The sequence below is a fragment of the Brevibacterium sp. p3-SID960 genome (assembly GCF_025144725.1).
GTDB lineage: Bacteria > Actinomycetota > Actinomycetes > Actinomycetales > Brevibacteriaceae > Brevibacterium.
Genome location: NZ_JALXKS010000005.1, coordinates 1 through 26,948, shown reverse-complemented (window position 1 = coordinate 26,948; position 26,948 = coordinate 1). Strand labels below are relative to the sequence as shown.

Here is a 26,948-nt window from a genome sequence, read left to right as displayed (position 1 = left end):
CCTACCTGTTTTTTGACCGCACGTAGAACTCACCCGCCGCCGGAATCCCCATCCCAGCCCCGGTCCCGAGGCGGTCGCGCACGGGATGCCGGCCACCACCTCGGTGACGGGGCTGGTGGACGCCGACCAGGCAGACGGCCGGGCAGCCGATCAGGTAGCCGACCAGGCCGACGACCCAGCAGCCGACCAGGCAAGGGGCCGATCGGTCCCGCCGCCTGCGGCCCGGTGTGCCGAGGCGCGCCCGCGTACCGTCTGGATCCGGGCGATGCAAGGCGTGCACCCTAGCACGATTGCGCCCCCGGCACACCGTCTGAAACGGCGTGTTCGTGGTAAACTGGAAGTCCGCGAAAGGGGAAAATGAAGAACATGAGTTTTCAGGTCGGCGACACAGTTGTTTATCCGCACCACGGAGCAGCCACAATCCAGGAGATCAAGACTCGGGCGATCAAGGGTGAAGACAAGCTCTATCTGAAGCTTCAGGTATCCCACGGCGATCTGACCATCGAAGTGCCAGCCGAGAACTGCGATCTCGTCGGCGTGCGCGATGTGGTCGGTGAAGAGGGGCTGGAGAAGGTCTTCCAGGTGCTCCGGGCTGACATTTCGGAAGAGCCCTCCAACTGGTCCCGCCGCTACAAAGCAAATCTCGAGAAGTTCCAGTCCGGCGACGTCATCAAGGTAGCTGAAGTCGTCCGCGATCTGTGGCGCCGCGAGCAGGACCGTGGGCTCTCCACCGGCGAGAAGCGCATGCTCGCCAAGGCCCGCCAGGTGCTCGTCTCCGAGCTCGCCCTGGCTGAGAAGAAGGAAGAGGAAGAAGCCGAGGCCCTGCTCGACGAGGTCCTCGCATCATAAGAACCTGCATCGTCATTCCGGCCGCTGGCTCGGGCACCCGCCTGGGAGCCGGCATTCCCAAGGCGTTCGCCGAACTGGCCGGAACGACCCTGCTTGAGCACTGCGTTCGCGGTGCACTCGCCTCGGGAGTCGCCGATCACATCGTGGTCGCCGTTCCCGAGGCGTTCCTCGTTGCGGCACGTGAGATCCTCGGCACCGCCGCCGAGGTGGTGGCAGGCGGCGCTGATCGCGTCGCCAGCGTGCGGCAGGCCCTGGCGGCAGCCCAGCAGTCCGGCCCCGGCATCGACGCCGTGCTCGTCCACGACGCCGCCCGCTGCCTGACACCGGCTGCCGTTTTCACCCGGGTCTGCGATGCCCTGGCCGCAGGTGCCCCGGCCGTCGTGCCGGTGATGCCGGTGACCGATACGATCAAGCGCGTCGAGACGCTGCGAAGCCCATGCGCGGCCGCCGGTGGCGAACGCGTCATCGGCAACGTCGACCGCGAGCAGCTGCGGCGAGTGCAGACTCCGCAGGGATTCGCCGTTGAGGTACTCGAAGAGGCCCACGCGCTGCAGGCCCACGACCCGATCACCGCGACCGACGATGCGATGCTCGCCGAGCGCCTCGGCCACGAGGTGCGTGCTGTTGCCGGCGATGAGCGGGCGCTGAAGATCACCCACCCGCTCGACATGCGCATCGCCGAACTGCTGCTGGACGACGCGACTGCTGGAGGGCAGACACGATGAGCGAGCACGCCCCTATCCTGCCGCGCGTGGGCATCGGCACCGACGTCCATGCCTACTCGGAAGATCCCGACCGGCCGATGTGGCTGGCCGGCCTCCTGTGGGAGGGTGAGACCGGGCTTGAGGGCCACTCCGATTCCGATGCTGTCGCGCACGCCTGCTGCGATGCCCTCTTCACCGCCGCCGGGATCGGTGACCTGGGCGCGCACTTCGGCGTCGACCGTCCGGAACTCGCCGGCGCCTCGGGAGCGGAGCTCCTGACGGAGGCCGCCCGGCTCGTGCGGGCGGCAGGATTCGCCATCGGCAACATCGCCGTGCAGGCGATCTGCAGCCGGCCTAAGATCGGCAGCCGCCGCGACGAGGCGCAGCAGGTTCTCTCAGCTGCTGTCGGTGCTCCGGTCGCGGTCTCCGGCACGACGAGCGATGGGCTCGGCCTCACCGGCCGCGGCGAGGGGGTCGCGGCGATCGCGACCGCCATCGTTGTCAAGCGCAGCTGAACCCGCCGCTGTGCAGGTGGGGCGGCTCGATGCTCAGAGGGGCTCTGCGCTCAGAGGGGTTCTTCGAGCTCGCCGATCGCCCGGGCGCCATCGCTGAAGTCGACGCGGCCGATCATCGGGGCACTGCTGTTGGCCGGCACCCACGAGTTCAGCTTGACCGTCTCACCGATGCTGACCGGCACAGTGTCCTTTCCCTCGGCCGGGGTCGGGGCCGGACCGCGCAGAGTGACCTCTCCGCCGTTGGCGTAGCGCAGCACGATGCCGCGAAGGTCGGAGATCGAGACGATCTCGACGGCATCGACGTGATCGGGTTCGCGTCCCTTGCGCAACCGCTGCAGCGGCGTGATCCGGGTGGCTGCGCGCAGGGCGATCCACACGCCGAGGCCGGTGATGAGGGCGCACGCGATGAGGCAGATGATGAGCGCAACCTGGCTGATGTCGGCCATCCAGGACGAGATCGCCAGCACAATGCCCAAGACGATCGCGACGATTCCGTAGAACACACCCCAGCCGGGGGCGTTGACGCGTTCGGTGACCCACATCTGCTCATTGCGGCTGAGCGGGGTCTGCGGGGTGCTCACGGAATCACTCCTAGCGATCGAAGCGGTGCTCGCACACCGCCGGTGGGGACGGAGCCGCTGGGACGATGAACAGCAGCTGTCAGGTACAACGGTTTCACGACCCGATTGCTTCCCATCGGGCGGGTCGGATCCATCCGCGCCACATGCCCGAAACCGGGACCCAGACCGGGGCTCCCGGCACCTCGGTCTACCGGCCGGGCAAGACCGCAGATACGATTCTGATATGACCTCACACCCCGCCTTCGAACGGATCGCCGGCACCTGGAGCGGCAGCGGCTTCGGCGAATACCCGACGATCGACGACTTCGAATACCGGGAGGAGACGGAGTTCGGGGACGTCGGCAAGCCTTTCCTAGCCTACTCCCAGCGCACCTGGTCACCTGACGGCACGCCGATGCACGTCGAGACCGGGTACCTGCGGCTGGTCGGCGACTGGGCGGAATTCACCATCGCCCAGCCGACCGGCCAGGCCGAACTGCTCGAAGGTCACATCGATCTGACCGACGAGCGCATCGTCCTGCAGCTCACAGGCCGAGTGCTCAACACCTCGACGGCCAAGAACGTCGAGATGACCAAACGGCGCTTCGTCTTCGCAGGCAACGACCTGACAATGAACTTCTCGATGGCCGCCGTGGGCTGTGAGATGAAACGGCATCTCACAGCCCAGCTCATGCGCAACCCCTGAGCCAACGACCTCCCCGCGGGGCGTCGTGACCGATGTCCCCCCGCGCGGACGCCGGCGGTGGATCCAGACACAGAATCGGCGGGGAGAACGCTGCTGCGCTCTCCCCGCCGGTCTGTCAGAATCTCAGCGGTCCGGTCAGCGGCTCACTCGCCACGGTCGATCCACTCCTGCAGATGCGGCTTCTCCAGCCCGATCGCCGTAGCCGGCCCGTGACCGGTGAGCACGACCGTCTCGGCCGGCAGCTGGAACAGCCGGGTTGAGATCGAGTCGATGATCGTCTCGAAGCTCGAATACGACCGACCCGTCGCGCCCGGTCCGCCCTGGAACAGGGTGTCACCGGAGATCAGGAGCGGGTTCGTCGCACCCGCCCCGACCTTCTCCGCGGCCTCCGCGGCCACCTCGGGAACGGCGACTCCATCAGCAATATAGAAACACGTCGACCCAGGCGAGTGCCCCGGCGTGTGGATCGCCGTCAGGGTCGCACCGCCGACGGTGATCGTCTCGCCATCGGCCAGCTGCTCCTCCGGCTTGCGATCCGGATAGACCATCTCCCACAGCACCATGTCCTCGGGGTTGAGGTGGACCGGCGGGCTGCCCAGCAGCTTCTGCGTCTCAGCGACCGCGCGGATGTGGTCGTCGTGGCCGTGGGTCAGCAGGATCGCCTTGACTTTCCGGTCACCGACGGCCTCGGCGACCTGCTCTGGCGAGTGGGCCGGGTCGATGACGACGACCTCGGAGTCGTCGCCGACGATCCAGACATTGTTGTCGACATCCCAGGTGCCCCCGTCAAGCGAGAACGTGCCGGATGTCTCGATGTGATCAATGCGTGCGCTCATGAAAACTCCACTACCGATCGAAGGACTTCTCCTCGGCCCATCTTGTCAAAGGCTTCCTCGACCTGGTCAACGGTGATCCGTTCTGAGACGAACTTCTCCAGCGGCAGGCGGCCCTGCTTGTACAGCTCGGTGAGCATCGGGAAGTCGCGTTCGGGCAGGCAGTCGCCGTACCAGGAGGACTTGAGCTTGCCGCCGCGGCCGAACACGTCGAGCAGCGGGACGTTCAGCTCCATCTCCGGGGTCGGCACGCCGACGAGCACGACGGTGCCGGCCAGACGCGGGCGTAGAAGGCCTGCCGCCAGGTCTCAGGACGGCCGACGGCGTCGATGACGACATCGGCGCCGAATCCGCCGGTCAGCTCCTGGACAGCTGCGACGAGTTCGTCTTCGCTCATGCCCTTCGAGCAGATCGTGTCGGTCGCGCCGAGCTCACGTGCGGCATCGAGCTTGCGCTCATCGAAGTCGACGGCGATGATCGGACTGGCTCCAGCCAGGTGGGCGCCTGCGACGGCAGCCGAGCCGACGCCGCCGCAGCCGATGACGGCCACCGAGTCGCCGCGGGTGACCTCGCCGGTGTTGATGGCCGCGCCGATGCCGGCCATGATGCCGCAGCCGAGCAGTCCGACGACAGCCGGATCGGCCTCATCGACCTTCGTGCACTGGCCGGCGGCCACAAGCGTCTTCTCGGCAAACGACCCGATTCCCAACGCCGCCTCGAGTTCGGTGCCGTCGGTCAGGGTCATCTTCTGGGTGGCGTTGTGGGTGTCGAAGCAGTACCACGGCTCGCCGCGTTTGCAGGCCCGGCACTCGCCGCAGATCGCACGCCAGTTGAGGATGACGAAATCGCCGACATCGACATTGGTGACGCCTTCGCCGATCTCGGCGACGATGCCGGCGGACTCGTGGCCGAGCAGATACGGGAAGTCATCGCCGATCCCGCCTTCGCGGTAGTGGAAGTCGGTGTGGCACACACCGCAGGACTTCACGTCGACGATGACCTCTCCGGGCCCGGGATCGGGAATGACGATGTCAGTCAGCTCGACCGGTTCGCCTTTGGCCGTGGCAACGATGCCCTTGACGGTTGTGGGCATGGATCCTCCTTCAGCAGAGATCAGCAGGTGCACATGCGTACATGTGTCAGTCTACGAAACCCCTGTCGCGGGTGCAGGAAAAGCCGGTCGCATTCTCACCGAGCAGGAACGCGCCTTCCGCGGCGTTGGGCAGGAACCCGCCTTCCAACTCACTGGGCAGGAACCCGCCTTCGGCGGCGTGGAGCAGAAGCCCGCCTCCCATGGCGTCGGGCTCCCGTGCGGGCTCCCGTCGTGCGCGACCGGCTCTCAGCCTGCGCCACGGGACGGGCCCGACCACCGCTGAGGCGCCGGGAACCGCGGCGGGTTCCCGGCGCCTCGAGCGCGGTTGCGCTGGCCGCGTGCTCTCAGGCGGGCCGAGCGCGGCAGGCGAGCGGCGGATTCAGCCGATCAGATGATGTCGTCGGTGCCGCCCTCGTCGGGGTGTGCCTTGAGATGGACGAGCGAGGCGACGAGTCCACCCCAGACGATGACCAGCGCCAGGATCATCATGATGAGTGCTTCCGGTGTCATCGGTTGTCTCCTTCCGTGCGGCGCTCGGCCGCCTGCGGGTCAGTGGTGCCGGCGGCGCCGGGGGTGTCGTCGTGTCCGGTCATCCGCGCCGGAGTGTAGAGCTCCGGATACTTCTTGGTGTCGGCGTCGTTGGCCTCGACGGCCCGTGCGGTGAAGTCCAGCGAGGCCTTCGGCCACGGGATGAATGTGAACACCGCGGCTGCCACTGCGAGCACCGCCAGCACGATCCAGCCGATCGCATCGGCCGAGGTGCCGGTATAGCCCTCGGTGATGAAGGCGATGATCTGCGAGATCAGCATGAAGCCGAGCACGATCGGGGTGATGACGGCCAGGCAGACGGTCCACACCGTGCCGATGCGGAACGACGAGATCGCATTGAGGTGATCGCGCAGCAGCGGGGTGGCGCGCTTGGCCCAGACGACCAGGATGATCGACAGCAGCGCGCCGCCGACGATGCCGATGTTGTTGGCGAAGGCGTCGACGACATCGAGCACGGTCAGGCCGGTGGCCGTCGGCATCGACAGCAGGGAGACGACTGCCATGCCGCCGCCGACGATGCCGAGCGAGGCGCGGTTGGAGATGCCCAGCTTCTCCGCCACTGCCTGGATCGGCACCTGGATGATCGAGATGAGCGAGGACAGGCCGGCGAACACCAGGCTGAGGAAGAACAGCACGCCGAACAATGCCCCTCCCGGCATCTGCGAGATGAGCGTCGGGAAGCCGACGAATGCCAGTCCGACACCGCCGGCGGCGACGTCCTCGACGCCGGTGCCGGCAGAGTGGGCCATGAAGCCGAGGGCCGCGAAGACACCGACGCCGGCGAGGATCTCGAAGCTGGAGTTCGAAAACGCCACGACAAGGCCGGAACCGGTGAGGTTCGTCCGCCGGCGCAGATAGGCGGCGTAGGTGATCATGATGCCGAAGCCGATCGACAGCGAGAAGAAGATCTGACCGTAGGCGGCGACCCACACCTGCGGATCCGCCAGTGCTGCGAAGTCCGGGGTGAAGAGGGCGTTGAGGCCGTCAACGGCGCCGGGCAGGAACAGCGAGCGGATGACCAGTGCGAGGAACAGCACGACGAGAACCGGGATGAAGATCTTCGAGAACCGGGCGATGCCGCCCTGCACACCGAGGAACAGGATGCCCAGCACCACGACCCACACGATGATGAGCGGGATGAGCACACCGGGCACGAAGCTGAAGGCGCTGCCCAGCGAGAGCTCACCGGCATGCAGATAGGTGGCCTCGAAGAACGTGCCGGCGTCATCGCCCCAGGCCTCGGTCACGGAGAACATGGTGTAGCTCAGTGCCCACCCGATGATGACCGCGTAGTAGATCGCGATGACCGTGGCGACGCCGGTCTGGAACCAGCCCAGCGGCTCGAACTTCTTCGAGATGACGCGGAACGACATCGGAGCCGAAGACCGCGAACGATGTCCGAGCACATAGTCGAAGAACAGGATCGGGATGCCTGCTGTCAGCAGTGCGATGAGATACGGGATGAGGAAGGCGCCGCCGCCGCTTTCGAACGCGACGTATGGGAAGCGCCAGATGTTTCCCAGGCCGATGGCAGAGCCGACGGCGGCCAGGATGAAAGCCATCCGGGTCGGGAATACCTCGCGCTGTAGCGACTTATTCGACATGGTGTCCTTTCTGGTGGTGAGCGAGGACAGACACTGCGCTGTGTCCAGCAGGCTGAAGCAGACCCGGCCCTCGCAGTCCAGGATTCCGCGAGGATGCTCACGAAATTCACAGCTGAGATCGAACTCACACTAAAGCTAACTCGGTGGGCGGGGATTGTCACTTCTCAGATGGCGGGCACTGCGAGTTGAGCTCGAAAAGTTATACGCGTCGGTCACCGCCGCGTCGGGGGTATCTGAGAGCGCATCGCCGCAGACCCGCGCGCCTGGCTAGACTGGAGCTGTGACTATAAAGCTTTTCAACACCGCCACGCGCCGTCTCGAACCCTTCACCCCCGTCACCGACGGGCATGCCGGGCTCTACGTCTGCGGGGCCACCGTGCAGGGTTCGCCGCACATCGGCCACATGCGCACCGCCGTCGTGTTCGATCAGCTGCGTCGGTGGCTGCTCTACCGCGGTTTTGACGTCACATTTGTGCGCAATGTCACCGACATCGACGACAAGATCCTGGCGAAGTCGGTCGAGGAATCCCGCCCGTGGTGGGCCCACGCCTACCACTACTTCCAGGAATTCACGGCCGCACACGACGCCCTCGGCGTGCTGCGCCCGACCTATGAGCCGCTGGCCACCGGGCACATGACGGAGATGATCGAGCTCATCGACCGCCTCATCGCAGCCGGCCACGCCTATCCGGCCCTCGACGGCTCCGCTGATGTCTACTTCGATGCGCGGTCCTGGCCGGACTACGGTTCGCTGACGAACCAGCAGCTCGACGACATGACCGCAGCCGATGACGCCCCGCTGCGCGGCAAGAAGGACCCGCGGGACTTCGCGCTGTGGAAGGCGCACAAGGACGGTGATCCGCTCACCGCCTCGTGGCCGTCGCCGTGGGGGCGCGGCCGGCCGGGCTGGCACATCGAGTGCTCGGCGATGTCGACGAAGTACCTCGGCGCGGAGTTCGACATTCACGGCGGCGGGCTCGACCTGCGTTTCCCCCACCATGAGAACGAGCGCGCGCAATCGAATGCCGCCGGCGATCCTTTCGCCCGGATCTGGATGCACTCCGGACTGCTCAACGTCGGCGGGGACAAGATGTCGAAGTCTCTGGGCAACTCCGTCTTCGCCCACGAGCTCTTCGCCGCCTCCAATCCGCTGGCAGTGCGCTATGCGCTCTCGACCGCGCACTACCGTTCAGTGCTCGAGTTCTCCGAAGAACTGGTCGCCACGCAGGAGAATGCGCTCGAGCGCTTCGAGAACTTCCTCACCCGCGCCCGAGAGATCCTCGGCGAAGACGCTCCGCTGGCTCCCGAGGTGGAGGACGGCTATCGCCGTCGCGCCGTCGATGTGCCCGCTGACTTCGCCGCCGCGATGGACGACGACCTGTCGGTGCCCAAGGCGCTTTCAGTCGCGTTCAGCGCCGTCGGCGAGGGCTACCGGCTGCTGGAGTCCGGGGACCCCGACCGAGGGGCGCTGAGCCGTACGGTGGCCGAACTCGAGCTCATGCTCGATGTGCTCGGCGTCAACCCGCTGGCTGCCAACTGGACTGCCACCTCGGGCGCGGACAGCGCTGCTGAGACCGGGCTGCGCGTGCTCGTCGAGGAGCTGGCGTCTGAGCGCCTGGCCGCCAAGCAGGCCAAGGACTATGCGCGGGCAGATGAGATCCGCGATCTGCTCACCCGCGCCGGCGTGCAGCTGGAGGACACCCCCGGCGGCTACCGCTACAGCCTCAAAGGCTGAGGTGCCCGCCGGCCGGCGCCGAACCTGGCCGCTGCTGGCCGGCCGTGACAGACCGTCCGCAGAGACAGACCAGCCGCAGAAACAGACCAGCGGTGGTGACAGGCCGGCTGCGGGTGACAGGCCGGCCGCACGACCCCAGCCCACCGACACGAACCGAAGGAGCCGCAATGGCGACGAAGAAGGGCCCTGCCAAGGGCACCGGTGGCCACGGCCGCCGCAAGCTGGCTGGCAAGGGACCGACCCCCAAAGCCGAGGACCGCGTCTATCACAAGGCGCACAAGGCCAAGCAGGCCAAGCTCAGGCGAGAGGCCACCCAGCCCAAGCGGCGGCGCAAGGACCCCGGTTCGGACATCATCGCCGGACGCAACTCCGTCGTCGAGGCGCTGCGCGAGACCGTGCCGGCCACGGCGCTGTACATCTCTCACAAGGCCGACTCCGACGACCGGGTGCGCGAGGCGATCGCCCTGGCCGCCGACCGCGGTATCCCGATGCTCGAAGCCGGCAGGATGGATCTCGACCGGCTCACCGGCGGCGCCGTCCACCAGGGCATCGCCCTGCAGGTGCCGGCCTACGAGTACGCGCACCCCGACGACCTCATGGAGGCTGCTGCCGAGGCTGTCGAGACGCCGCTGCTCGTCGCTCTCGACGGGATCACCGACCCGCGCAACCTCGGCGCCATTGTGCGCTCAACCGCGGCCTTCGGGGGCCACGGGGTGATCATCCCCGAGCGCCGTTCCGCCGGCATGACTGCCTCGGCGTGGAAGACCGCTGCCGGTGCCGCCGGGCGGATCCAGGTCGCCCAGGTCGTCAACCTCGCCCGCGCGCTGCAGGCGCTGAAGAAGCAGGGGGTGTTCGTGCTGGGCCTTGATATGGGCGGCGGCGTCGAGCTGCCCGAGGTCGCGCTCGCCCGGGAGCCGGTGTGCATCGTCGTCGGGTCCGAGGGCAAGGGGCTGTCCCGGCTCATCAGCGACATCTGCGATCAGATCGTGTCGATTCCGATGGCCGGGCAGATGGAGTCCCTCAATGCCGGAGTCGCCGCGGCCGTGAGTCTCTACGAGGTCGCCCGCGCCCGCCGGGCCGAGGGGCTCGCCGGGGGCTGAGGGCTTAGAGCTGGGGCTAGGGCTCAGCCGTCGGCCACTTCCCCAGACCGCGCTGCGTGCAAGATCCTGTGTCGTGGATTCTGCACTCAACGACGATCGCCCGGCCCGCACCAGGTCAGCCCCCAGCTCAGCCCGCGTCGACGTTGCGCGGATCGGCCGCCGGGGCCCTCGTGTGGGTGGCGGTCTTCGGCTGCGCGCCGAGCGAGATCGTGATGATCGCTGCGATGACCATCGCTGCACTGATCGCCCACATGCCGGCAGACTGCGAACCGGTCGTGTCGGCGAGGAAGCCGGTGATGTAGGGGGCGAAGAAGCCGGACATGTTGCCGATCGAGTTCACCAGGGCGACACCGGCAGCTGCGGCGGCACCGGAGAGGAACGCGGTGGGCAACGGCCAGAAGGTCGCGAGTGCGCACATCACACCGCAGGCGAAGATCGACACGCACACCATCGCCAGGAACGGCGAGTTGACGAACGAGGTCACCGGGATGACGGCGGCAGCCACGAGGGTCGGCAGGGCGACATGCCAGACGCGCTCGCCGGTCTTGTCGCCGTGGCGGGCCCAGAACACCATGGCAACTGCGGCGAAGGCGAACGGCACGGCGGTGAGCAGGCCGCGCTCCATGAGCGAGTACTCGACGCCGAAGCGCTCCTGGAATCCGCCGATGATCGTCGGCAGGAAGAAGCTGATGGCATACAGGCCGTAGACCACGCCGAAGTACACGAACGCCAGCGCCCACACCCGTCCGCTGGTCAGCGAGGTGCGCAGCGGCACATGGTAGGTCGCCGCGGTCTCCTCCTCCTCGCGGTCCATCTCGGCTTTGAGCCAGGCGCGTTCGTCATCGGCCAGCCACTTCGCATCGTGCGGGCGGTCGGTGAGGAAGAACCAGCAGATGAAGCCCAGCAGCACCGCCGGCAGACCCTCGATGAGGAACATGAAGCGCCAGCCGGACAGGCCCCACAGCAGGCCGTCGCCGTGTTCGATGAGCCAGGCCGACAGCGGTGCACCCAGCACTGAGGAGGCGGGGATGGCCAGCATGAAGAACGAGATCGCCTTCGCCCGCTCCCGCTTGGGAAACCAGAATGTCAGGTACAGGATGATGCCGGGGAAGAAACCCGCCTCGGCGATGCCGAGCAGCACCCGCAGGATGACGAGCCACCACTCGCCGCCGAGCCCCAGCCACGTTCCGGTCGGCACGAACGCCATGAGCGCGGCGATGATGCCCCAGGTGACGAGGATGCGGGCGATCCACCGTCGCGCCCCGAACTTGTGCAGCGCAAGATTCGAGGGCACCTCCAGCAGCAGGTAACCGATGAAGAACACACCGGAGGCCAGACCGAACATCGTCTGGGTCAACCCCAGCTCCTCGTTCATGCCGTTGGGCCCGGCGAAGCCGATGTTCGTCCGGTCGAGGTAGTTGATGAAGTACAGCAGACCGAGGAACGGGGTGAGACGCAGGGCGACCTTGCGCAGGGTTCGCCTGCGCAGCTCGGCGCCGGCTGCGGTCGGGGCGGAGGATGGGGGCATCGTCATCGGCGGGTGGTCCTTGTCGGCAGAAGTGCGCGGCCCGGCAGTGAGTGCAGATCCTGCCCTCGCCCGCCGTCCGCGGTGGCTTCGGTCAGGTATATCGCCGCCGGCGTCCCCCTGCTCCCCGTGTCCCACTGAATGAGACGTGGGTCATAGTCACCGGTCGCAGTCGCCGGTCCCGAGGTGTCATAGGCGCGGGGTGAAGCGCCCGTCCTGGGCCATCCAGCCGCCGTCGACGAGCAGCGAGTGCCCGGTGACGTAGCTGGAGGCATCCGATGCGAGGAACAGCACCGGTCCTGCGATCTCGTGCAGCAGGCCCCAACGCCCGAGCGCGGCCTTCTGGGCGTAGGCGTCCCACCACTCCTCATCGGATTTGATCTGCTCGGTCAGTGGGGTCTCGAACGGCCCGGGCAGGATCGAGTTGACCCGCACTCCTGCGGTGCCGAGCTCGCTGGCCAGCGTCTTCGTCAGCTGCACGACCCCGGCCTTGGCGGCGGCGTAGATCCCCTGCCCGGGTTCGACGACGATCGCGCGGAAGGAGGCGAATGTGATGATCGAGCCGCGCTGCCGGCCGGCCATCTCACGGCCGAAACCGCGCATGAGCCGGTAGGTGCCCTTGAGGTTGATGTCGATGACCCGGTCGAACTCGTCATCGGTCGTCTCGGTCATCCGCTTGCGCACATTCATGCCCGGGGTCATGACGAGCACCTCGGCAGCGGGGAAGCGCTCAACGAGGGCGTCGACAGCTGCAGTCGAGGTGATATCGAGTTCGACGGAGGCAGCGGCACTGCCGGTGCGCTGCTCGATGATCATGGCGGTCGCTTCGGCACCGGTGAGGTCGAGGTCAGCGCACACGACGTGGGCGCCGGCGTCGGCCAGCCCGACTGCCGAGGCCTGGCCCAGGCCCGAGGCGGCACCGACGACGACGGCGGTGCGCCCGGTCAGGTCGAACAGGTCGGGAATGCGGGGGAATGCGCTCATCGAGGTCCTTCTCTCGTCTCATCTGCGGCAGCCGGCGGTTGCGGTGCCTCCGGCTGCACGTGCCCTGACTCTGCGGGGGCAGGATCTGTCTTCGCTGATTCTGCCGGGTCAGGGTCTGCCTGCGCTAATTCTGCCGCTGCGAGCCGGCGCAGCACTGCGGTGTCCGGATCGCGGAGCAGGTGGGCCTCGCGCGGGTAATGGGCGAGCTTCTCATCGCGGTAGGCGGCCACCGCCTCGGGCGTGGAGACATCCCGGCCAGCGGCCTCGGCCATCTCCGCGCGGTGGTCGAGGAACTCGTGGAACACCTGCGGCGGCTCCAGCCGGCCGCTGTACTCATCGGTGATCGCCTCGAGCACCGGCCGGTAGACATCGGCCAGCCAGCGCTCGGCGACGATCACCTCGTCCTCATCATCGAGCCCTTTCGCCGCCCGGTAGACATCGAGGTCGTTGAGCATCCGGCGGGCCTGCTGCTTCTCCGCCTCGATTCCGGTCAGCCGCCTGAGCCGGCGCTGGAAGTGCCCCGGTGCCACGACTTTGGGTTCGATGCGGGTGGTGACGCCGTCGAGGTCGGTCGTGACCGTCAGTTCGCCTAAGTCGAAGCCGAGCTCGTTGAGCCGTTCGATGCGCTGGTCGACGCGCCAGCGCTCGTACATGTTGAACGTCTCAACGGTGGTGAGCTCGGCCCACAGCTCGTCATAGCGCTCGCTGAGCCGGTTACTCATCGCCATCGGATCGACATCCGGGTCGGCCAGGCCCCCGGCCTGCAGGTCGAGGAACTCCCCGGCGATGTTTGTGCGCGCGAGGTCGAGGTCGTGGCTGCGCTGCCCGGCTGACAGCGAGTCGTGCAACTCCCCGGTCTCGGCGTCGACGAGATAGGCGGCCAGCGCGTCGGCATCGCGGCGGAACAGCGTGTTCGACAGCGACACATCACCCCAGAAGAACCCCACGAGGTGCAGCCTGACGATGAGCACAGCAAGGGCGTCGACGAGCAGGTCGGCCATCTGCGGGGGCACGGACTTGCCGCACAGATCGCGAAACGGCAGCGAATACGACAGATGCGGGGTCAGCAGCGCCCCGGGCAGCGGCTGGCCGTCGGCATCGGTTCGCCCGGTGACGTACCCCAGCGGCCGCACGGCAGGCGCGTCGAGATCGGCGAGCGCGGTGAGCAGTTCGTATTCGCGCATCGCGATCGCGTCCTGGGTCTCCTTGACTGCCAGGATCGTGCCCTCGAACTCGACGAAGCGCACCACATGCCGGGAGATGCCGCGCGGCAGGCCGATGAGCAGCTCGGGCTTCCACCGCGCCAGCGGCACATCCCACGGCAGCGCCTCGACGAGTTCAGCGAACTGATCGGCGTGGATCCTCACGTGTCCTCCCGCACGCCAGCCGGCCGCCAGGCGGCGGCGACCGCAGCTGCGCTTCCATCGTAGCGAAACCCCTGACCGGGCCGCCGTGCACGCAGGCCGGGCTGCCGCTGCCGTCGCCGCTGCTGCCGGTGCGTCCGCCGTAGACTGGCGCTATGAGAGTTCGGCTGGAGGATGTCGCCGAGGCGGCGGGCGTGTCGGTCACGACGGTCTCGCGGGTGCTCGGCGGCCGCGGCACTGTCGCCGAGGCGACCCGCACCCGGGTACTCGACGCCGTCCGGGACCTCGGCTACGACCGCTCGACCCTGCTGCATCGGCAGGCGGCCCGGCTCGTGGCCGTGTGCGCACCGGCCCAGCCGGAGCACTGGCAGATCGAGGTGTGCCGCTCGCTGTCGAGGCAGCTCCAGGACGCCGGCATCATCGCTGCCACTCCGTTCCTCGATGAGGACATCGCCGAGGTCCGCGCCTGCATCGACGCCGGCGCCGCCCTCGTCGTCACACCGACCTTCACCTCGCTCGATGTCGACGTCCCGGTCGTCCGCTTCGCCGAGGCAACCGCCGCCTGGCCCGCCGCGACCGCCGGCCCCGAGGTGAGCCCCGCCTCGAGCACGGGCAGCGCCGGCCCCGCCTCGGGCACGGGCAGCGCAGGTCCCGCCTCGAGCACGGGCAGCGCCGGCCCCGAGCCGGGGGCCGGCCGGGCTGTCGATGCTGAGCGGATCGCCGCCCGGGTCGACCTGTCCGGTGGGATGAGCCTGGCGTTCGAGCACCTGCATGCGCTCGGCCACCGGCGCATCGGCCTGGTGTGCAACGACTCCGGTGCGCTGGCCGAGCAGCTGAAGAACCGGTTCCGGCGCGAGCATCCGATGCGCGATGTCACCGACCGGCTCGATGAGTGGATCGCTGCCGTCCCGAAGTCCCATTCCGGCGGCATCGCCGCAGCCACCCAGTTGCGCGACGCCACCTGCACGGCTGTCATCGTGCAGTCCGCTCTGCAGCTGCACGGCGTCTTCGCCGCCGTCCGCCGCTGGCGCTTGGCGATCCCGCGCGACCTGTCCGTTGTGGGGTTCGGCGACTTCTCGACGATGCGCTACACGAACCCGCCGGCCACCGTGCTCCGGCTTGACAATCAGGCGCTGGCCGAGGCGCTGGCCGCAGGGGTGCGCAGCGTGCTCGGCCTGCCCGGCCGGCAGCTTGCTTCGGTTCCGCCGACGCTGCGGCCGAGGCTCCTGGCCCGCCAGTCGACTGCGGCGGCGAGGACCTGATGCGCTCGGACATCTCGCTCAAGCAGATCGCGGCGGCCTCCGGGCTGTCGGTCTCCACGGTCTCCCGGGTGCTCAGAGAGCAGCCCGGCACTTCGGCAGCCGCCCGCCGTGCCGTCGCCGTGGCGCTCGGCACGCTCGGGGTGCGGCACGGGGAGGAGGCGGCCCGGACCGGCACGGTCATCGCCGTTGTGCACGCCGCCCCGCTCGCTGGTGACGTCGACCCGTTCGAAAGCCTCTACCTGGAGATCGTCGAGCGGATCTTCGCCCTCGGCTGGGTGGCCGTGCGCATCCAGACCGGCCCGGACCTCGCCTCGGCCGCCGAGGTGCTCGAGTCCTTCGGCGTCGCCGGCGCGGTGGTGCTCGGCGGCGGTTCGGCCGGTCCCGAGGCGCAACGGCTCGCCGCCCACGGGGTGCCGGTCATCCGCGTCTCCAACGCCCGGCACGCAGGCTTCGCCCAGCTCGTCCTCGACTCCGGGGAGGGCATCCGCACCGCAGTCCGCCACCTCATCCACCTCGGTCACCGGCGCATCGGGCTCGTCGTGCCCGAGGACTCGGCGGCCTCCACCCGGGTGAGTGCGTTTCGGCGGGCGATGGCCGATGTGCTGCACATCCCCGCCACCCGCGACCAGGCTCCCGTTGTGGTCGCCGGGCCTGGGATCCTCGCCGGTTCGCAGGCCGCCGATGAGCTGTTGGAGGCGCAGTGCTCGGCAGCGATCAGCTGTGCCCCGGCGATCACCTTCGGGTTCCTCGAATCGACCCGCCGGCTGCGCCTGGCGGTGCCGCAGGACTTCTCGCTGCTGACGGTCGGGGACATGCCCGACGCCGAGGTGATTCACCCGCCGATGTCACAGGTGACCTTCGACTGGGCCGCCCTGGCTGAGGCTGCGCTGCGCGAACTCGAACGGCTCATGCGCGCCAGCGCCGATGGTGCGGCAGCTGCTGGACCCGGAGCCGGCAGTGCGCGCACGCCCCGGCTGCCGGACTACCGCGTCAGCCCCGAACTCGTGCTCCGGGCCTCCGAACGGGCCATCGGCCGGCGCTGAGCCTGCTGGCATCGAGCGTGCCGCGCCTGCGCGTCGCAATGCCGGCTCCGTCCTGCAACCGCCCGGTGGGTCTGTCCTTCAACCGCCCGCGCGGACCCGCCCTGCAACCGCCCGGCGGGGCGGCGCAGTCAGCGTTCGGCGCGGGCCTGCACTCAGCGGCCGGCGCGGGCGGCGGCGAGCCGGCCGAGGAACACGGCGACGTCATCGGGGGACTGGAGGCGCACCTCGGCGGCGGTGCCGGCGGGCCCGACCTTGATCGACAGGCGCGGGAAGTCCTCCGGATAGGTGCGCAGCTTCTTGAAGGCGTCCTCATCCGTGCGGTCATCGCCGATGTAGAGCGCGGCAGTCGCACCGGTCCGGCGGATCATCCGCTCGAGCCCGTTGCCCTTGGTCTGGTGGCGCAGCGCGAACTCGAACATCTCGTGCCCGGTGAGGAACCGCAGCTGGCCCAGCCGCTTGGCCAGCGCCTCGAGCTCGGTCGCATAGAAGGCGGTGCGGTTATCCGAGCATCCGCGGGTGTGGAAGGTCCGCCCGAGCGGCTTGCGCTCGATGCGCAGCAGCCCGTGGCCCTCCTCGGGGGTGCGCGTGCGGATGTCGGTGAAGGCGGCATCAAGCTCATCGAGCAGCGCCTGCTCATCATTGCTCGGCCCGCTCGCGTAGGTGCCTGCGGCCGGATTGCCGCCCGAGCGGCGACCGTCGGCAGCGCCGATGTCCTCCCCGCCGATTGCACTGAAATCGCTCTCCACCCCGTGCGAGCCGATGAAGATCGCACCCTCGGGTGCGTTCGACAGCTGCTTGAGCACCGAGAGGTTGCGCCCGGAGATGTAGCCGACGACCGTGTTCGGCTCAGCAGCCAGCGCCGCGGCCGCGGCAGCCGAGGCCGGCAGCGGCGCGGCGTCCATCGGATTGTCGACCAGCGGGGCTATGACCCCGTCGAAGTCGAGGCCGACGAGCAGCCGGTCGGCCGCTGCCAGTGCGGTGATGTCGATGTCCTCCGGGGAGGAGTACCCGGGTGCGGAATCCGGCTGGGCATCAGCGTCGGTCGGGTGCTGGTCGGTGCGCATGTGGGCTGCGGCCTCGGCCAGGCCGGCCCGGTCGGTCTGCTGGAGGCGGGTGAGGAAGGCATCGGACCAGGCGCGCACGTCCTCCTCGGCGAGGCTTTCGCGCATGGCCCGCATGCGGGCGCGCTTCTCACCGGGATCCATCGTCACCGCTGCGGCGATGCGGGACTTGAGCCCGGAGATGTCATGCGGATTCACCATCACCGCCTGGGTCAGCTGCTCGGCGGCACCGGCGAACTCGGAGAGCACGAGCACTCCGTCGTCGTCAGTCTGGCAGGCGACGTATTCCTTGGCCACCAGATTCATGCCATCGCGCAGGGCGGTCACGAGCATGACGTCGGCGGCGATGTAGAGCGCGGTCATCTCATCGCGCGGGTAGGAGTGGTGGAAGTAGTGGATGACCGGATGCCCCATCCCGGAGTGCTCGCCGTTGATCCGGCCGACCGCCAGCTCCACATCGGTGCGGATCTGCTGATACTGGTCGATGCGCTCACGGCTCGGGGTCGCGATCTGCACAAGAGTCACCGTGCCCGGATCGAGCACACCGTCGTTGAACAGCTCGCCGTAGGCCTTGAGCCGGTGGCGGATGCCCTTGGTGTAGTCCATCCGATCGACACCGAGCAGGATCGTCTCCGGGTTGCCGAGCTCGGCGCGGATCTCCTTGGCGCGAGCGCGGATCTGCGGATCGCGGGCGAGCTGGGCCAGATGCTCGGTGTCGATCGAGATCGGAAACGCGCTGGCTTCGGCGGTGCGCGTGATCGTCGTCGTATCGCCCAGTTCGCTGGCCGGGTCCTCCGCAGCCGGGATCTTCACGAGGTTGCCCGAACTCGGCAGGCCCAAGCAGATCCGCACGGCTCGGCGGAAGTTCTGGGCATCGGCCGGGCGCTGGAAGCCGATGAGGTCGGCGCCGAGCAGCCCGCGCAGGATCTGGGCGCGCCACGGCAGCTGCGCAAAGATCTCCCACGGCGGGAACGGGATGTGGTTGAAGAAGCCGATGCGCACGTCCGGGCGCATGCCGCGCAGCAGATAGGGCACCAGCTGCAGCTGGTAGTCGTGCACCCACACCGTCGCCCCTTCCGAGGCCGTGCGCGCCACCGCCGCGGCGAAGCGCCGGTTGACCGTCCGGTAGCTGTTCCACCACGTGCGGTGGAACTCCGGGGGCACGATGACGTCGTGGTACAGCGGCCACAGCGTGGCATTGGAGAAGCCTTCGTAGTAGCGGCGGACTTCCTCCGAGCTCAGCGGCACCGGCACGAGGTGCATGCCGTCGATGTCGAACGGATCGAATTCCTCATCTGCCACTCCGGCCCAGCCGATCCAAGCGCCCTTGTGGGTCTGCATGACCGGGGCGACGCCGGTGACCAAACCTCCAGGTGAGGTGCGCCAGGACGGCGTCTCACCTGAGGTATCGCGGTCCACTGGGAGCCGGTTGGCCACGACGATGAAGTCGGCCCCATCCTCCGGCGGGGCCACCAGGGTTGAACGAGCTTCCAACGGGGCGGAGGTGTGAATCACGTTACTCCTATCAGCACTCGATCCTCATGAGAAACTCTACCGCCTCAGCTAACCTGGGTTGAGTGGCAGTACAGGAACTCGGCGGCTACCGGCTGCTGAATGAACTCGGTTCCGGCGGCATGGGCGTCGTCCACCTCGGGGTGGATGCTGAGAACAACCCGGTCGCCGTCAAAGTGCTGCACGCACACATCGCCAACGACGAGACCGCCCGCAAGCGGCTCGCCCGTGAGGTGCGGACACTGAGGCGGATCAAGCATCCGCGGATCGCAGCAGTCCTCGACGCAGAACTTGAAACCGCCCAGCCGTTCATCATCACCGAGTTCGTCGATGGGCAGACGCTGTCTGACGATGTGCGCGACAACGGCCCGTTCGCCGAAGACGAGCTCGTCCACTTCGGCCATGCGCTGCTCGATGCGCTCAACGCCGTGCACGAAGCCGGCGTTATCCACCGCGACCTCAAGCCGGCCAACGTCATGATCATGGACGGTGAGCCGATGGTCATCGACTTCGGTATCGCCCAGGCCGCCGACGAGGTCAAGGTCACCGCCACCGGCCTCGTCATGGGCACCCCGGGCTATCTCAGCCCCGAGATCGCCGACGGCCGCGAAGCCAGCGAGAAAACCGACTGGTGGGGCTGGGCGGCGACGATGGCGTTTGCGGCCACCGGCCGCAACCCGTACGGCTCCGGCCCGCTCGAAGCAGTGCTCGGACGCGTGGCCACCGGGCGGCACAACCTCGAAGGGGCACCGGAGCTGTTCGTGCCGCTGCTGCAGGCCTGCCTCGACCCCAAACCCGAACGGCGGCCATCGGGGGCTATGATCCTCGACGCCCTCGTCGACATCGAATCTGGGCAGTTGCCTGCACTCGGCAGCCCCCGCCACGCAGCCGGACCCGGCCGCGGCGATATTGGCGGCACCCGGGTCGACCTGCCTGCCGTCGGTGCGGCAGGAGCTGCCGGTGCTGCAGCCGGGGCAGCCTATGATCCACTGGCCCCGCCGACCGGCCCGATGGGACGCACCGGACCCGGTGGCGCCTACCAGCTCGGCGGCGAGCCCGGCGGCATGGAGGGCTTCCAGGCCAGCGGCTTCGCCGGCCACCGCCCCGACCAGCACGGGGTTCCCCGCCACGGCAACGCTCCCGGCGGTCGCCCGCAGCCTGTCCAGCCCTCGCCTGGCACACCTGGTGGCAGCGTCTACGGGGGAGCAGCCCCCTACGGCAGCCAACCCGGCCGCATACCGGGCAGCCAGCCGGCCGGTTCAGGTTCAGCACACGTTTCTGGTCCGGCACACGCCTCGGGTCCGGCGCACGCGGCCGTCGGCTCACCGCCGGCCTACGGCCCGCTCGGCATCGACCCGCGGCCCCAGCCGCATCAGCAGGTCGAACGCTACCAGCATGCCGGCGCCCCGGTGCCGGCCGAGCAGCCCTGGCAGCCCCAGCAGCTGCGACCGCCTGGCCCGCCTGGCCCGCAGCGCCTCGGCGGGGCCTGGCCGTTGCTCATGCTCAATCTGCTGGCCGTCACGCTCGTAGCGCTCGGACCGATCATCATGCTCATCGCCTCCTACGCGTGGCAGGTCGCCGCCCGCACCACCGGTTCGATGGCCCAGGTGCGCAACTGGCGGCAGTTCAACGACGGCCCCTCCGGTGTGTCAGTGTGGTCCTCGATCGCCAGTCTGCCCGGCGCGCTGTTCCGGTCGCTGTTCACCTCGCTGTTCTCGATGATCCTGCCAGCCGTCGCCTTCGTCGCCGTGGCTGTGCTCATGCGCCTCGACATCGCCGGGATCATCCCCTCAGGCCGGTCCTTCGAATGGACTCTGTGGGCGGCTGGGCTGTCCTATGCGCTCGTGCTGTGGTTCGGGCCGGGCGCGGCGAACCTGCGCGTCGGCTCTCGGGCTGCACTCACCTCGGTCGCCCGCAACCGCACCGGCGAATGGATCATGTTCGGGGTACTCGCGCTGCTGTTCGTCATGGCCGTCAGCGTCATCCTCTCCACCGCAGGCGTCACCTGGTGGCCGCTGACCTTCAACCCACTCGAGCTCATCCCACGCGCCTCCGAACTTTGAGACCCAGCCACCGCCTCGGGAGCGGATGCCCTGAAGAACGGCTGAACCCCGTAGGATGGCCGAGGATCTAAGATAACCCTCGAACCAGTAAGCCGCTGCGCCGAAGCCTGCGCAGCGACCGACATCACGTGAGGAAACATGGCGAAGAACTCATCGGCCGCCGATCGCCGACAGGCAGCGCGCGAGAAGGCGCGGCAGATCGCAGAGAACGACGCACGGCGGGAGAAGAAGGCCAAGACGATCCTCTTCACCTCGGTCGGCATCGTCGTCGTCGCCTTCATCACCGTCGTCGGCTTCCTCATCTTCCAGAGCCTGCAGCCGGTGGCCGGCCCGCGCAACTATGCCGAGGGCACGATGACCGTGGTCAAGGACGGCGACGAGCTCAAGGCCTACACCGCACCCGGCATCGAGGAGCCCGGCGAGAACCCGCCGCCCCCGATCGCCGAGTCTCCGCTCGGCTCCGACGCCGCTGTGGTGACCGTCTACTTCGACTTCCAGTGCCCGGCCTGCAAAGCCTTCGAGGACACCCACGGCAAAACCCTGAACAAGCTCGTCGAGGACGGCAAGATCGCCCTGCAGTACGCGCCGGTCGCGTTCCTCGACAACGCCTCAGGCGGCAACAAGTTCTCCACTCGCTCTGCCAACGCCGCAGCCTGCGTCGCTGACTCCGGCCAGGTGCAGGGATACTCGGACTTCGTCATGGCGATGTTCGCCCAGCAGCCGCAGGAAGGTGCTGAGGGCATGGAGGACGACCAGATCATCTCGATCGCTGAGGAAGCTGGCGTCGACGTCAGCGCGGCCGTGGCTCCCGAAGACTCCGACGCCTCGGACGTGCGCAGCTGCATCACCGAGCAGGCCTTCGCGAAGTCCGTGGAGAAGGAGACGCAGGCTGCGTTCGACGACCGCGGACTCTCCGGCACCCCGCGTGTGCTCATCAACGGTCAGGAGACGCAGTCGTGGAGTGAAGAGGATCCGCAGAAGTTCGCGCTCGAGGTGCTGCGCGCCTCCGGCGGCAACTGATCACCTGAGCGCTCTGCTCTGAAGACGCCCGTCGGTCACACAATGTGAGATTCGGCGGGCGTCTGGTTTTGACGGGGGAGTGAGGTGGGCGTCAGTCGCAGCCGGTGCGTCTGGACGTGCTGGTGCCGAGACGAGCGGGGCGGGGAATCGCGCGTGCGTGGCGGACGGCAGGCCGATGTTCTACACTGTCTTAGGCTCACTGCGGTGAGCGCGCCTCCTTAGCTCAGTTGGTAGAGCACCGCTCTTGTAAAGCGAAGGTCGTCAGTTCGAGTCTGACAGGGGGCTCTTCTCGTACCCAGACGCGCGACAATGGCCTGGCAGCCAGGCTGGAGGTCGCGACGCAGCGCGAACGCGAGGCGGACTGAGGTGCCTGCAGGCGCTGATCACCTGCTGCCCTCGTCCCGCCGGTTGCCGAACTCGTCCCGCCGGTTGCCGAAAAAGTTTGCAAAGTTATTCACGGTTTTCAGTGCCGGAACCGTGAATAACTTTGCAAACTTTTCTTCAGCAGGTCAGTGGAGCGGCTCGGGTGAGCCGTTCTGGCCCTATTGCCTGCCTTCTTTCTCCGCCCGAGTCTTGCCGGTGGACTCGGCGGCGGCCTCCTGTGCCTCATCGAAGACCGACGGCGCGCCCTCACCGGCGTCGCCATCTTCTTCACGGCCGGGCGTGTGGAGGTTGAACTTCACGATCGCCCACCGGAACAGGAAGTAGTAGATCGCGGCGTACACCAGGCCGATGACGATGAGCAGCAACACCTTGCCGAACCCGCCGGAGAGCTCCGCGGCTCGGCCCAGATTCAGCAGATAGTCGATCGCCCCGGCGGAGAACCCGAACCCGGATTTGATGCCGAGCGCATTCACCAGCGCCAGCGAGGTGCCGGTCAGCACAGCGTGGACGGCGTAGAGCGGGAACGCCACGTAGGCGAACGCGTACTCCAGCGGCTCGGTGATGCCGGTGACGAAAGCCGTCAGGGCCACCGAGAGCATGATGCCGCCGACCAGCTTGCGGCGGGACTTGTGCGCGGTGTGGTAGATCGCCAGGGCTGCAGCCGGCAGGGCGAACATCATGATCGGGAAGAACCCGGTCATGAACGAACCGGTCCAGTCAGCTGTGCCGTCGACACCGCTGTAGAAGCAGGTGATGTCGCCGTGCAGCGTCTCACCGGCGGCGTTCTTGCACGAGCCCAGCTGGAACCATGGCAGGTTGTTGAGCAGGTGGTGCAGGCCGAACGGGATGAGCAAGCGGTTGATGGTACCGAAGATGAACCCGGTGGCCGGGTTCGAGCCGTGCTCCATGAGGAACCCGCCGACACCCTTGTTGATGAGGGCGTCGAAGATCGGGTAGATGATCGCCATGATGACGCCGGTGACCATCGCGGCCACGGCGGTGACGATCGGCACGAAGCGGCGACCGCCGAAGAACCCGAGGTAGTCAGGCAGCTTGATGCGGTAGTAGCGCTGGTAGAGCACCGCGGTGATGATGCCGATGATGATGCCGGCGAGCACGCCGTAGTTGATGACCTTCTCACCGTCCCCGCCATCGGAGCCGAAGTACGGTGCCAGGGCATCGAAGACGTTGGTGAGGACGAGGTATCCGACTACCCCGGCCAGCGCCGTCGACCCATCGGCCCTCTTCGCGAATCCGATCGCCACACCGACGGCGAAGATGAGCGCCAGGTTGTCGAACAGGGCGCTGCCGGCGGCGGCGAACACCTCGGCGACCGGCTGCAGCCAGGAGGCGTACTGCGCCAGGCCGTCGGCGCCGAGCATGTCGGGCTGGCCGAAGCGCATGAGCAGGGCGGCAGCAGGCAGCACGGCGATCGGCAGCATGAGCGAGCGGCCGACCCGCTGGAGCTGCGCGAAACCGGGAATCTGGCGCTTCTTCTTGCCTGCGCCGGAGGCTGTTTCGGTAGACATCGGTGTCCTTCCCTTCGAGGTGAGCGCCCGCCGGGAGCGGCGAAACGCGGGTGGTGCGACCCGCTGGGCTCAGAGGCGCGGCTGCGCCGCCGGTGACGTCAGCGGTCGTAGACTGAAGCACACGATGCCCGGGGCGGGGACCGCATTCGGGCACCCACACCTACGACAGAGGAGTCACAGATGGATAAGGCAGAGCAGATCGTCGTCGGCCTCGGCGGTGCAGACAACATCGAGGACATCGAGGCCTGCATCACCCGCCTGCGCGTCGAGGTCGGAGACGGCAGCCAGGTCGATGAGGGTGCGCTCAAGGCCGCCGGCGCGTTCGGCGTGGTCGCCCAGGGCGAGATCGTCCAGGTTGTCGTCGGCCCGGAGGCCGACATCCTCGTCGACGACATCAAGGAGCTGCTTCCCTGATCACTGTCTGTTCCCTTCCGTGAGCCGGTGCTGAGAACTCAGCGCCGGCTCACGCGTCTCCGGTGGCTGCGGCCTCGACGGCGTCGACCGCTTCGGCTGCGGCCGGGCCGGTAGCGTGGATCTCGATCGTGTCGCCGGAATCGGCGCCGAGTGCCATCATCTCCATGACGCTGCTGCCGTCGGCGGTGCTGCCGCTGGCGGCGTGTGTGATCCGCACGCGGGCGTCGAGTGCCTTGAGCGCCTTGGCCAGCACGGCGGCCGGCCGGGCGTGCAGACCGGTCGGCGCGGTCACCTCGATGGTGCGGCGCACCTCGGCCTCCTCCGCTCCCGAGGCGGTGGGGGCGTGGAGTGCTTCTGCTCCCGAGGCGGCGGGAGCCTCGGCATCAGCACTGCTGTCTGCGGTGTTGCTGTCTGCGCCGATGTTGTCTGAAGCGGCGGCGGGTGCGGTGACGACCGAGCCTTCAAGCGCTGCTGCGGCAGCTGCACGAGCCTCGGCGAGCGTGACCTCGGACAGCTGCGTGGCAACCCGGCCAAGCGCTGGGGCCGACATCGACAGTGACGTGACACCGAGTCCGGCGAGGATGACGGCCAGGCGCGGGTCAGCTGCAGCCTCTCCGCACACGCCCACGGTGCGCTGAGTGCCGTCGGCTGCCTGCGCCTCGGCCTGCTCTGCACCGCGGACGGTCGCGCTGATGAGGCTGAGGACGGCCGGGTGGGCTGAGGACTGCAGTCCGCCGTAGTCGGGCAGCTCGCGGTCGAAGGCCGATGTGTATTGGGTCAGGTCGTTCGTGCCGATCGAGGCGAAGGCCACGGGCACCAGCGTCGCGTTGGCGCACAGCGCGGCTGCCGGGGTCTCGACCATGATCCCGGCGGTCGGCAGTCCGACGGCGGTGACGAGTTGGGCGAACCGGGCCGCCTCCTCAGCCGTCGTGATCATCGGGGCCATCACCTTCACCTCGGCGTCGGATTGCTGCGCGGCCTGGGCGATGGCCTGCAGCTGGCGCTCCAGCACCTGTGGGGCGAAGGAGTGAGTGCGAAACCCGCGCATCCCCAACGCGGGATTCGGCTCGCTCACCTGGCTGCCGGCATCGCCGCGCCGCGCTGCGGTGATGAAGGGCATCGGCTTGTCCGAACCGGCATCGAGAGTGCGGATGACGACCGGCTGGTGGGGGAAGTGGGCGAAGATCGCGGCGTAGGCCTCGGCCTGCTCCTCGACACTGGGCTCATCGTCGCGGTCGAGGAAGAGGAACTCGGTGCGCAGCAGCCCGATCCCCTCCGCACCGGCCTGCGCCGCTGCCTCGGCGTCGGCGGCTGAACCGATATTGGCCATCAGCCGCACCCGGTGACCGCAGGCGAGCGCGCCGCGACCGGAGAAGGCGCTCGTCTCGGCACGGCTGGCCCGCCACTGTGCCGCCCGGTCCTTCTCCTCGTCTCCGGGCTCGGTGGTGATGGTTCCGGCTGTGCCGTCGACGAAGACCTCGGTTCCGGCTGCCAGCTCGGTGATCGCGGGATCGGTGCCGACCACGGCGGGGATGCCGAGAGCGCGGGCGAGGATCGCCGAATGGGACTGCGGGCCGCCCTGGACGGTGACCAGCGCTAGGACGAGAGTCGTGTCGAGGTCAGCGGTGTCGGCAGGGGAGAGCGATTCGGCGACGAGGACGAATGGTTCATCAGGTGACTCCAGGCTGCTGTGCTCGCCGCGCAGGGACGCGATGATCCGGTCGCGGACATCGGCGACGTCGGCAGCCCGTTCTCCGAGGTAGCCGCCGAGCCGCTCGAGCCGCTCGCGCAGCTGCCCGGCTGCCACCCAGGCGGCGCGCTCGGCGGTGAGGTTCTCATCGCGGATGAGGCCGGCGGCCGCTGTGGCCAGGGCCGGATCGGAGGCCATTTGGGCGGTGGCCGAGAGGATCTCGGCGGCCTCCCCGGAGGCGCTGGCAGCGGCGGTCTCCAACGCTGCGGCGACGCTGCCGGTGGCCTCGGTGAAGCGGGTGACTTCAGCGGCGGGATCGGATTCGGTTGGCCGCTGCTCAGCCGATGGTTCGACGATACTGCGATCGACGTGATGGACCGGCCCGAGGGCGCAGCCCTCACTGGCTCCGATGCCTCGCATATGTCTGCCTCCTTCTGCTCTGGCGCCCGATTTCTGCTCTGGCGCCTGATTCTGCTCGCCTCTGACGTGCGCGCCTGCTGGCTGCTCCGCTCATTCCAGAGACCGCGGAGCCCGCTGCAGCGGGAACTGACGCGATCGGATGGCGCTGTGACCTTTGACACAGCATAGGTCAGGTGGAAAACTTCAGTCTATGTCCAATTCTGTGGAGAAAAACTCCTCAATGTCGGAGCGGGCTCATCCACCCGCCCCAGCGGCGCTGCTGGGACGCCTGCGTTCGCTCGTGCCGACCCTCAGCCGCGGCCCGGCACAGGTGGGCCGGGCAGTGCTGGCCGACCCGCAGGCCATCGTGCCGATGACGATGGGTCAGTTGGCCGCCCACACCGAGACGAGCGACGCCTCGGTCACCCGGCTCGCCCAGGCGATCGGCTG

22 protein-coding genes, 1 tRNA gene and 2 pseudogenes are annotated in these 26,948 nt (G+C 68.2%); 13 read left to right on the top strand and 12 right to left on the bottom strand.

Annotated elements, in window-relative coordinates; genetic code table 11:
- Positions 1 to 366 precede the first annotated feature (366 nt).
- From M3B11_RS02385 to ispF, 3 genes are read left to right on the top strand one after another with little or no spacing between them, the layout of a single operon-like run.
- On the top strand, positions 367 to 849 hold the full coding sequence (locus M3B11_RS02385) for a CarD family transcriptional regulator (protein WP_217006329.1): 483 nt from the start codon (positions 367 to 369) through the stop codon (positions 847 to 849).
- The gene (gene ispD, locus M3B11_RS02380) at positions 843 to 1,574 is read left to right on the top strand and encodes a 2-C-methyl-D-erythritol 4-phosphate cytidylyltransferase (RefSeq protein ID WP_259875293.1); all 732 of its coding nucleotides are present in this window, start codon (positions 843 to 845) and stop codon (positions 1,572 to 1,574) included. Before M3B11_RS02385 ends, ispD begins: the two co-directional genes overlap by 7 nt.
- Complete coding sequence (gene ispF, locus M3B11_RS02375; protein WP_259875147.1) at positions 1,571 to 2,068, top strand: 2-C-methyl-D-erythritol 2,4-cyclodiphosphate synthase; 498 nt, start codon at positions 1,571 to 1,573, stop codon at positions 2,066 to 2,068. Before ispD ends, ispF begins: the two co-directional genes overlap by 4 nt.
- Before the next feature lie 50 nt (positions 2,069 to 2,118).
- Here ispF and M3B11_RS02370 read toward each other — a convergent pair whose 3' ends face one another.
- Complete coding sequence (locus M3B11_RS02370) at positions 2,119 to 2,649, bottom strand: hypothetical protein (protein WP_259875145.1); 531 nt, start codon at positions 2,647 to 2,649, stop codon at positions 2,119 to 2,121.
- A 223-nt stretch (positions 2,650 to 2,872) separates the two neighbouring features.
- Here M3B11_RS02370 and M3B11_RS02365 point away from each other — a divergent pair, with 223 nt between their 5' ends.
- Positions 2,873 to 3,334, top strand: coding sequence for an FABP family protein (locus M3B11_RS02365; RefSeq protein WP_259875144.1), 462 nt, complete (start codon positions 2,873 to 2,875; stop codon positions 3,332 to 3,334).
- 143 nt (positions 3,335 to 3,477) lie between these two features.
- On the opposite strand, the gene M3B11_RS02360 is transcribed toward M3B11_RS02365, so the two are convergent.
- The 5 genes and pseudogenes from M3B11_RS02360 to M3B11_RS02340 all read right to left on the bottom strand — a co-directional run bounded on the left by M3B11_RS02360 (position 3,478) and on the right by M3B11_RS02340 (position 7,413).
- Complete coding sequence (locus tag M3B11_RS02360; protein WP_259875142.1) at positions 3,478 to 4,170, bottom strand: MBL fold metallo-hydrolase; 693 nt, start codon at positions 4,168 to 4,170, stop codon at positions 3,478 to 3,480.
- Positions 4,167 to 5,260: pseudogene (locus tag M3B11_RS02355) on the bottom strand (S-(hydroxymethyl)mycothiol dehydrogenase). The gene M3B11_RS02360 and the pseudogene M3B11_RS02355 overlap by 4 nt, the downstream one beginning before the upstream one ends.
- Before the next feature lie 46 nt (positions 5,261 to 5,306).
- Positions 5,307 to 5,462, bottom strand: a complete 156-nt coding sequence (locus M3B11_RS02350) for a hypothetical protein (RefSeq protein WP_259875141.1) — start codon at positions 5,460 to 5,462, stop codon at positions 5,307 to 5,309.
- Between the two features lie 185 nt (positions 5,463 to 5,647).
- A complete protein-coding gene (locus M3B11_RS02345; protein WP_259875139.1) occupies positions 5,648 to 5,770 on the bottom strand; it encodes a methionine/alanine import family NSS transporter small subunit in 123 nt (40 codons plus the stop codon).
- The gene (locus M3B11_RS02340) at positions 5,767 to 7,413 is read right to left on the bottom strand and encodes a sodium-dependent transporter (RefSeq protein ID WP_259875137.1); all 1,647 of its coding nucleotides are present in this window, start codon (positions 7,411 to 7,413) and stop codon (positions 5,767 to 5,769) included. Before M3B11_RS02340 ends, M3B11_RS02345 begins: the two co-directional genes overlap by 4 nt.
- A gap of 280 nt (positions 7,414 to 7,693) precedes the next feature.
- Between M3B11_RS02340 and cysS the strand changes: the two genes are divergently transcribed.
- Both cysS and rlmB read left to right on the top strand, forming a co-directional pair.
- On the top strand, positions 7,694 to 9,148 hold the full coding sequence (gene cysS, locus M3B11_RS02335) for a cysteine--tRNA ligase (RefSeq protein ID WP_259875135.1): 1,455 nt from the start codon (positions 7,694 to 7,696) through the stop codon (positions 9,146 to 9,148).
- 167 nt (positions 9,149 to 9,315) lie between these two features.
- Entirely contained in the window at positions 9,316 to 10,248 is a 933-nt protein-coding gene (rlmB, locus tag M3B11_RS02330) for a 23S rRNA (guanosine(2251)-2'-O)-methyltransferase RlmB (RefSeq protein WP_259875133.1), read from the top strand.
- 127 nt (positions 10,249 to 10,375) lie between these two features.
- Here rlmB and M3B11_RS02325 read toward each other — a convergent pair whose 3' ends face one another.
- The 3 genes from M3B11_RS02325 to M3B11_RS02315 form a co-directional block, all read right to left on the bottom strand.
- The gene (locus M3B11_RS02325; protein ID WP_259875131.1) at positions 10,376 to 11,782 is read right to left on the bottom strand and encodes an MFS transporter; all 1,407 of its coding nucleotides are present in this window, start codon (positions 11,780 to 11,782) and stop codon (positions 10,376 to 10,378) included.
- Between the two features lie 180 nt (positions 11,783 to 11,962).
- Positions 11,963 to 12,757: an SDR family NAD(P)-dependent oxidoreductase gene (locus M3B11_RS02320; protein ID WP_259875129.1), complete on the bottom strand. Its 795-nt coding sequence runs from the start codon at positions 12,755 to 12,757 to the stop codon at positions 11,963 to 11,965.
- Positions 12,754 to 14,124, bottom strand: a complete 1,371-nt coding sequence (locus tag M3B11_RS02315) for a DUF4032 domain-containing protein (RefSeq protein WP_259875126.1) — start codon at positions 14,122 to 14,124, stop codon at positions 12,754 to 12,756. The genes M3B11_RS02320 and M3B11_RS02315 overlap by 4 nt, the downstream gene beginning before the upstream one ends.
- Positions 14,125 to 14,276: 152 nt before the next feature.
- On the opposite strand from M3B11_RS02315, the gene M3B11_RS02310 reads away from it, so the two are divergent.
- Together M3B11_RS02310 and M3B11_RS02305 are read left to right on the top strand one after the other, a co-directional pair.
- On the top strand, positions 14,277 to 15,383 hold the full coding sequence (locus M3B11_RS02310) for a LacI family DNA-binding transcriptional regulator (RefSeq protein WP_259875124.1): 1,107 nt from the start codon (positions 14,277 to 14,279) through the stop codon (positions 15,381 to 15,383).
- Positions 15,383 to 16,426 (top strand): LacI family DNA-binding transcriptional regulator, encoded by a 1,044-nt coding sequence (locus M3B11_RS02305; RefSeq protein ID WP_259875122.1) that lies wholly within the window; start codon positions 15,383 to 15,385, stop codon positions 16,424 to 16,426. The genes M3B11_RS02310 and M3B11_RS02305 overlap by 1 nt, the downstream gene beginning before the upstream one ends.
- Before the next feature lie 152 nt (positions 16,427 to 16,578).
- Here the strand turns inward: M3B11_RS02305 and M3B11_RS02300 are convergent, their stop codons facing one another.
- Positions 16,579 to 19,002, bottom strand: a complete 2,424-nt coding sequence (locus tag M3B11_RS02300; RefSeq protein WP_259875120.1) for a trehalose-6-phosphate synthase — start codon at positions 19,000 to 19,002, stop codon at positions 16,579 to 16,581.
- Positions 19,003 to 19,064: 62 nt separating this feature from the next.
- Here M3B11_RS02300 and M3B11_RS02295 point away from each other — a divergent pair, with 62 nt between their 5' ends.
- From M3B11_RS02295 to M3B11_RS02285, 3 genes are all read left to right on the top strand, one after another.
- Positions 19,065 to 21,062 carry a serine/threonine-protein kinase gene (locus M3B11_RS02295; protein WP_259875118.1) on the top strand — a complete coding sequence of 666 codons (1,998 nt, stop codon included), beginning with the start codon at positions 19,065 to 19,067 and terminating at the stop codon, positions 21,060 to 21,062.
- Positions 21,063 to 21,200: 138 nt separating this feature from the next.
- Complete coding sequence (locus M3B11_RS02290; RefSeq protein ID WP_259875116.1) at positions 21,201 to 22,082, top strand: DsbA family protein; 882 nt, start codon at positions 21,201 to 21,203, stop codon at positions 22,080 to 22,082.
- A gap of 212 nt (positions 22,083 to 22,294) precedes the next feature.
- Positions 22,295 to 22,367 (top strand) — tRNA-Thr (locus M3B11_RS02285).
- A gap of 257 nt (positions 22,368 to 22,624) precedes the next feature.
- Here the strand turns inward: M3B11_RS02285 and M3B11_RS02280 are convergent.
- Positions 22,625 to 23,995 (bottom strand): PTS transporter subunit EIIC, encoded by a 1,371-nt coding sequence (locus M3B11_RS02280; protein ID WP_259875114.1) that lies wholly within the window; start codon positions 23,993 to 23,995, stop codon positions 22,625 to 22,627.
- A gap of 144 nt (positions 23,996 to 24,139) precedes the next feature.
- Here M3B11_RS02280 and M3B11_RS02275 point away from each other — a divergent pair, with 144 nt between their 5' ends.
- Complete coding sequence (locus M3B11_RS02275) at positions 24,140 to 24,409, top strand: PTS glucose/sucrose transporter subunit IIB (protein ID WP_259875292.1); 270 nt, start codon at positions 24,140 to 24,142, stop codon at positions 24,407 to 24,409.
- Positions 24,410 to 24,458: 49 nt separating this feature from the next.
- Here M3B11_RS02275 and ptsP read toward each other — a convergent pair whose 3' ends face one another.
- Entirely contained in the window at positions 24,459 to 26,519 is a 2,061-nt protein-coding gene (ptsP, locus tag M3B11_RS02270; RefSeq protein ID WP_259875112.1) for a phosphoenolpyruvate--protein phosphotransferase, read from the bottom strand.
- Between the two features lie 220 nt (positions 26,520 to 26,739).
- Between ptsP and M3B11_RS02265 the strand changes: the two are divergent.
- A pseudogene (locus M3B11_RS02265) lies at positions 26,740 to 26,948 on the top strand (hypothetical protein); the annotation flags it as partial.

Bases quoted from the DNA above. Each gene is read 5' to 3' on its own strand.
- M3B11_RS02385 (WP_217006329.1), top strand. From the start codon at position 367: ATGAGTTTTCAGGTCGGCGACACAGTTGTTTATCCGCACCACGGAGCA.
- ispF (WP_259875147.1), top strand. From the start codon at position 1,571: ATGAGCGAGCACGCCCCTATCCTGCCGCGCGTGGGCATCGGCACCGAC.
- M3B11_RS02365 (WP_259875144.1), top strand. From the start codon at position 2,873: ATGACCTCACACCCCGCCTTCGAACGGATCGCCGGCACCTGGAGCGGC.
- M3B11_RS02360 (WP_259875142.1), bottom strand. From the start codon at position 4,170: ATGAGCGCACGCATTGATCACATCGAGACATCCGGCACGTTCTCGCTT.
- M3B11_RS02350 (WP_259875141.1), bottom strand. From the start codon at position 5,462: ATGGGAGGCGGGCTTCTGCTCCACGCCGCCGAAGGCGGGTTCCTGCCC.
- M3B11_RS02345 (WP_259875139.1), bottom strand. From the start codon at position 5,770: ATGACACCGGAAGCACTCATCATGATGATCCTGGCGCTGGTCATCGTC.
- M3B11_RS02340 (WP_259875137.1), bottom strand. From the start codon at position 7,413: ATGTCGAATAAGTCGCTACAGCGCGAGGTATTCCCGACCCGGATGGCT.
- rlmB (WP_259875133.1), top strand. From the start codon at position 9,316: ATGGCGACGAAGAAGGGCCCTGCCAAGGGCACCGGTGGCCACGGCCGC.
- M3B11_RS02325 (WP_259875131.1), bottom strand. From the start codon at position 11,782: ATGACGATGCCCCCATCCTCCGCCCCGACCGCAGCCGGCGCCGAGCTG.
- M3B11_RS02320 (WP_259875129.1), bottom strand. From the start codon at position 12,757: ATGAGCGCATTCCCCCGCATTCCCGACCTGTTCGACCTGACCGGGCGC.
- M3B11_RS02310 (WP_259875124.1), top strand. From the start codon at position 14,277: ATGAGAGTTCGGCTGGAGGATGTCGCCGAGGCGGCGGGCGTGTCGGTC.
- M3B11_RS02305 (WP_259875122.1), top strand. From the start codon at position 15,383: ATGCGCTCGGACATCTCGCTCAAGCAGATCGCGGCGGCCTCCGGGCTG.
- M3B11_RS02290 (WP_259875116.1), top strand. From the start codon at position 21,201: ATGGCGAAGAACTCATCGGCCGCCGATCGCCGACAGGCAGCGCGCGAG.
- M3B11_RS02280 (WP_259875114.1), bottom strand. From the start codon at position 23,995: ATGTCTACCGAAACAGCCTCCGGCGCAGGCAAGAAGAAGCGCCAGATT.
- ptsP (WP_259875112.1), bottom strand. From the start codon at position 26,519: ATGCGAGGCATCGGAGCCAGTGAGGGCTGCGCCCTCGGGCCGGTCCAT.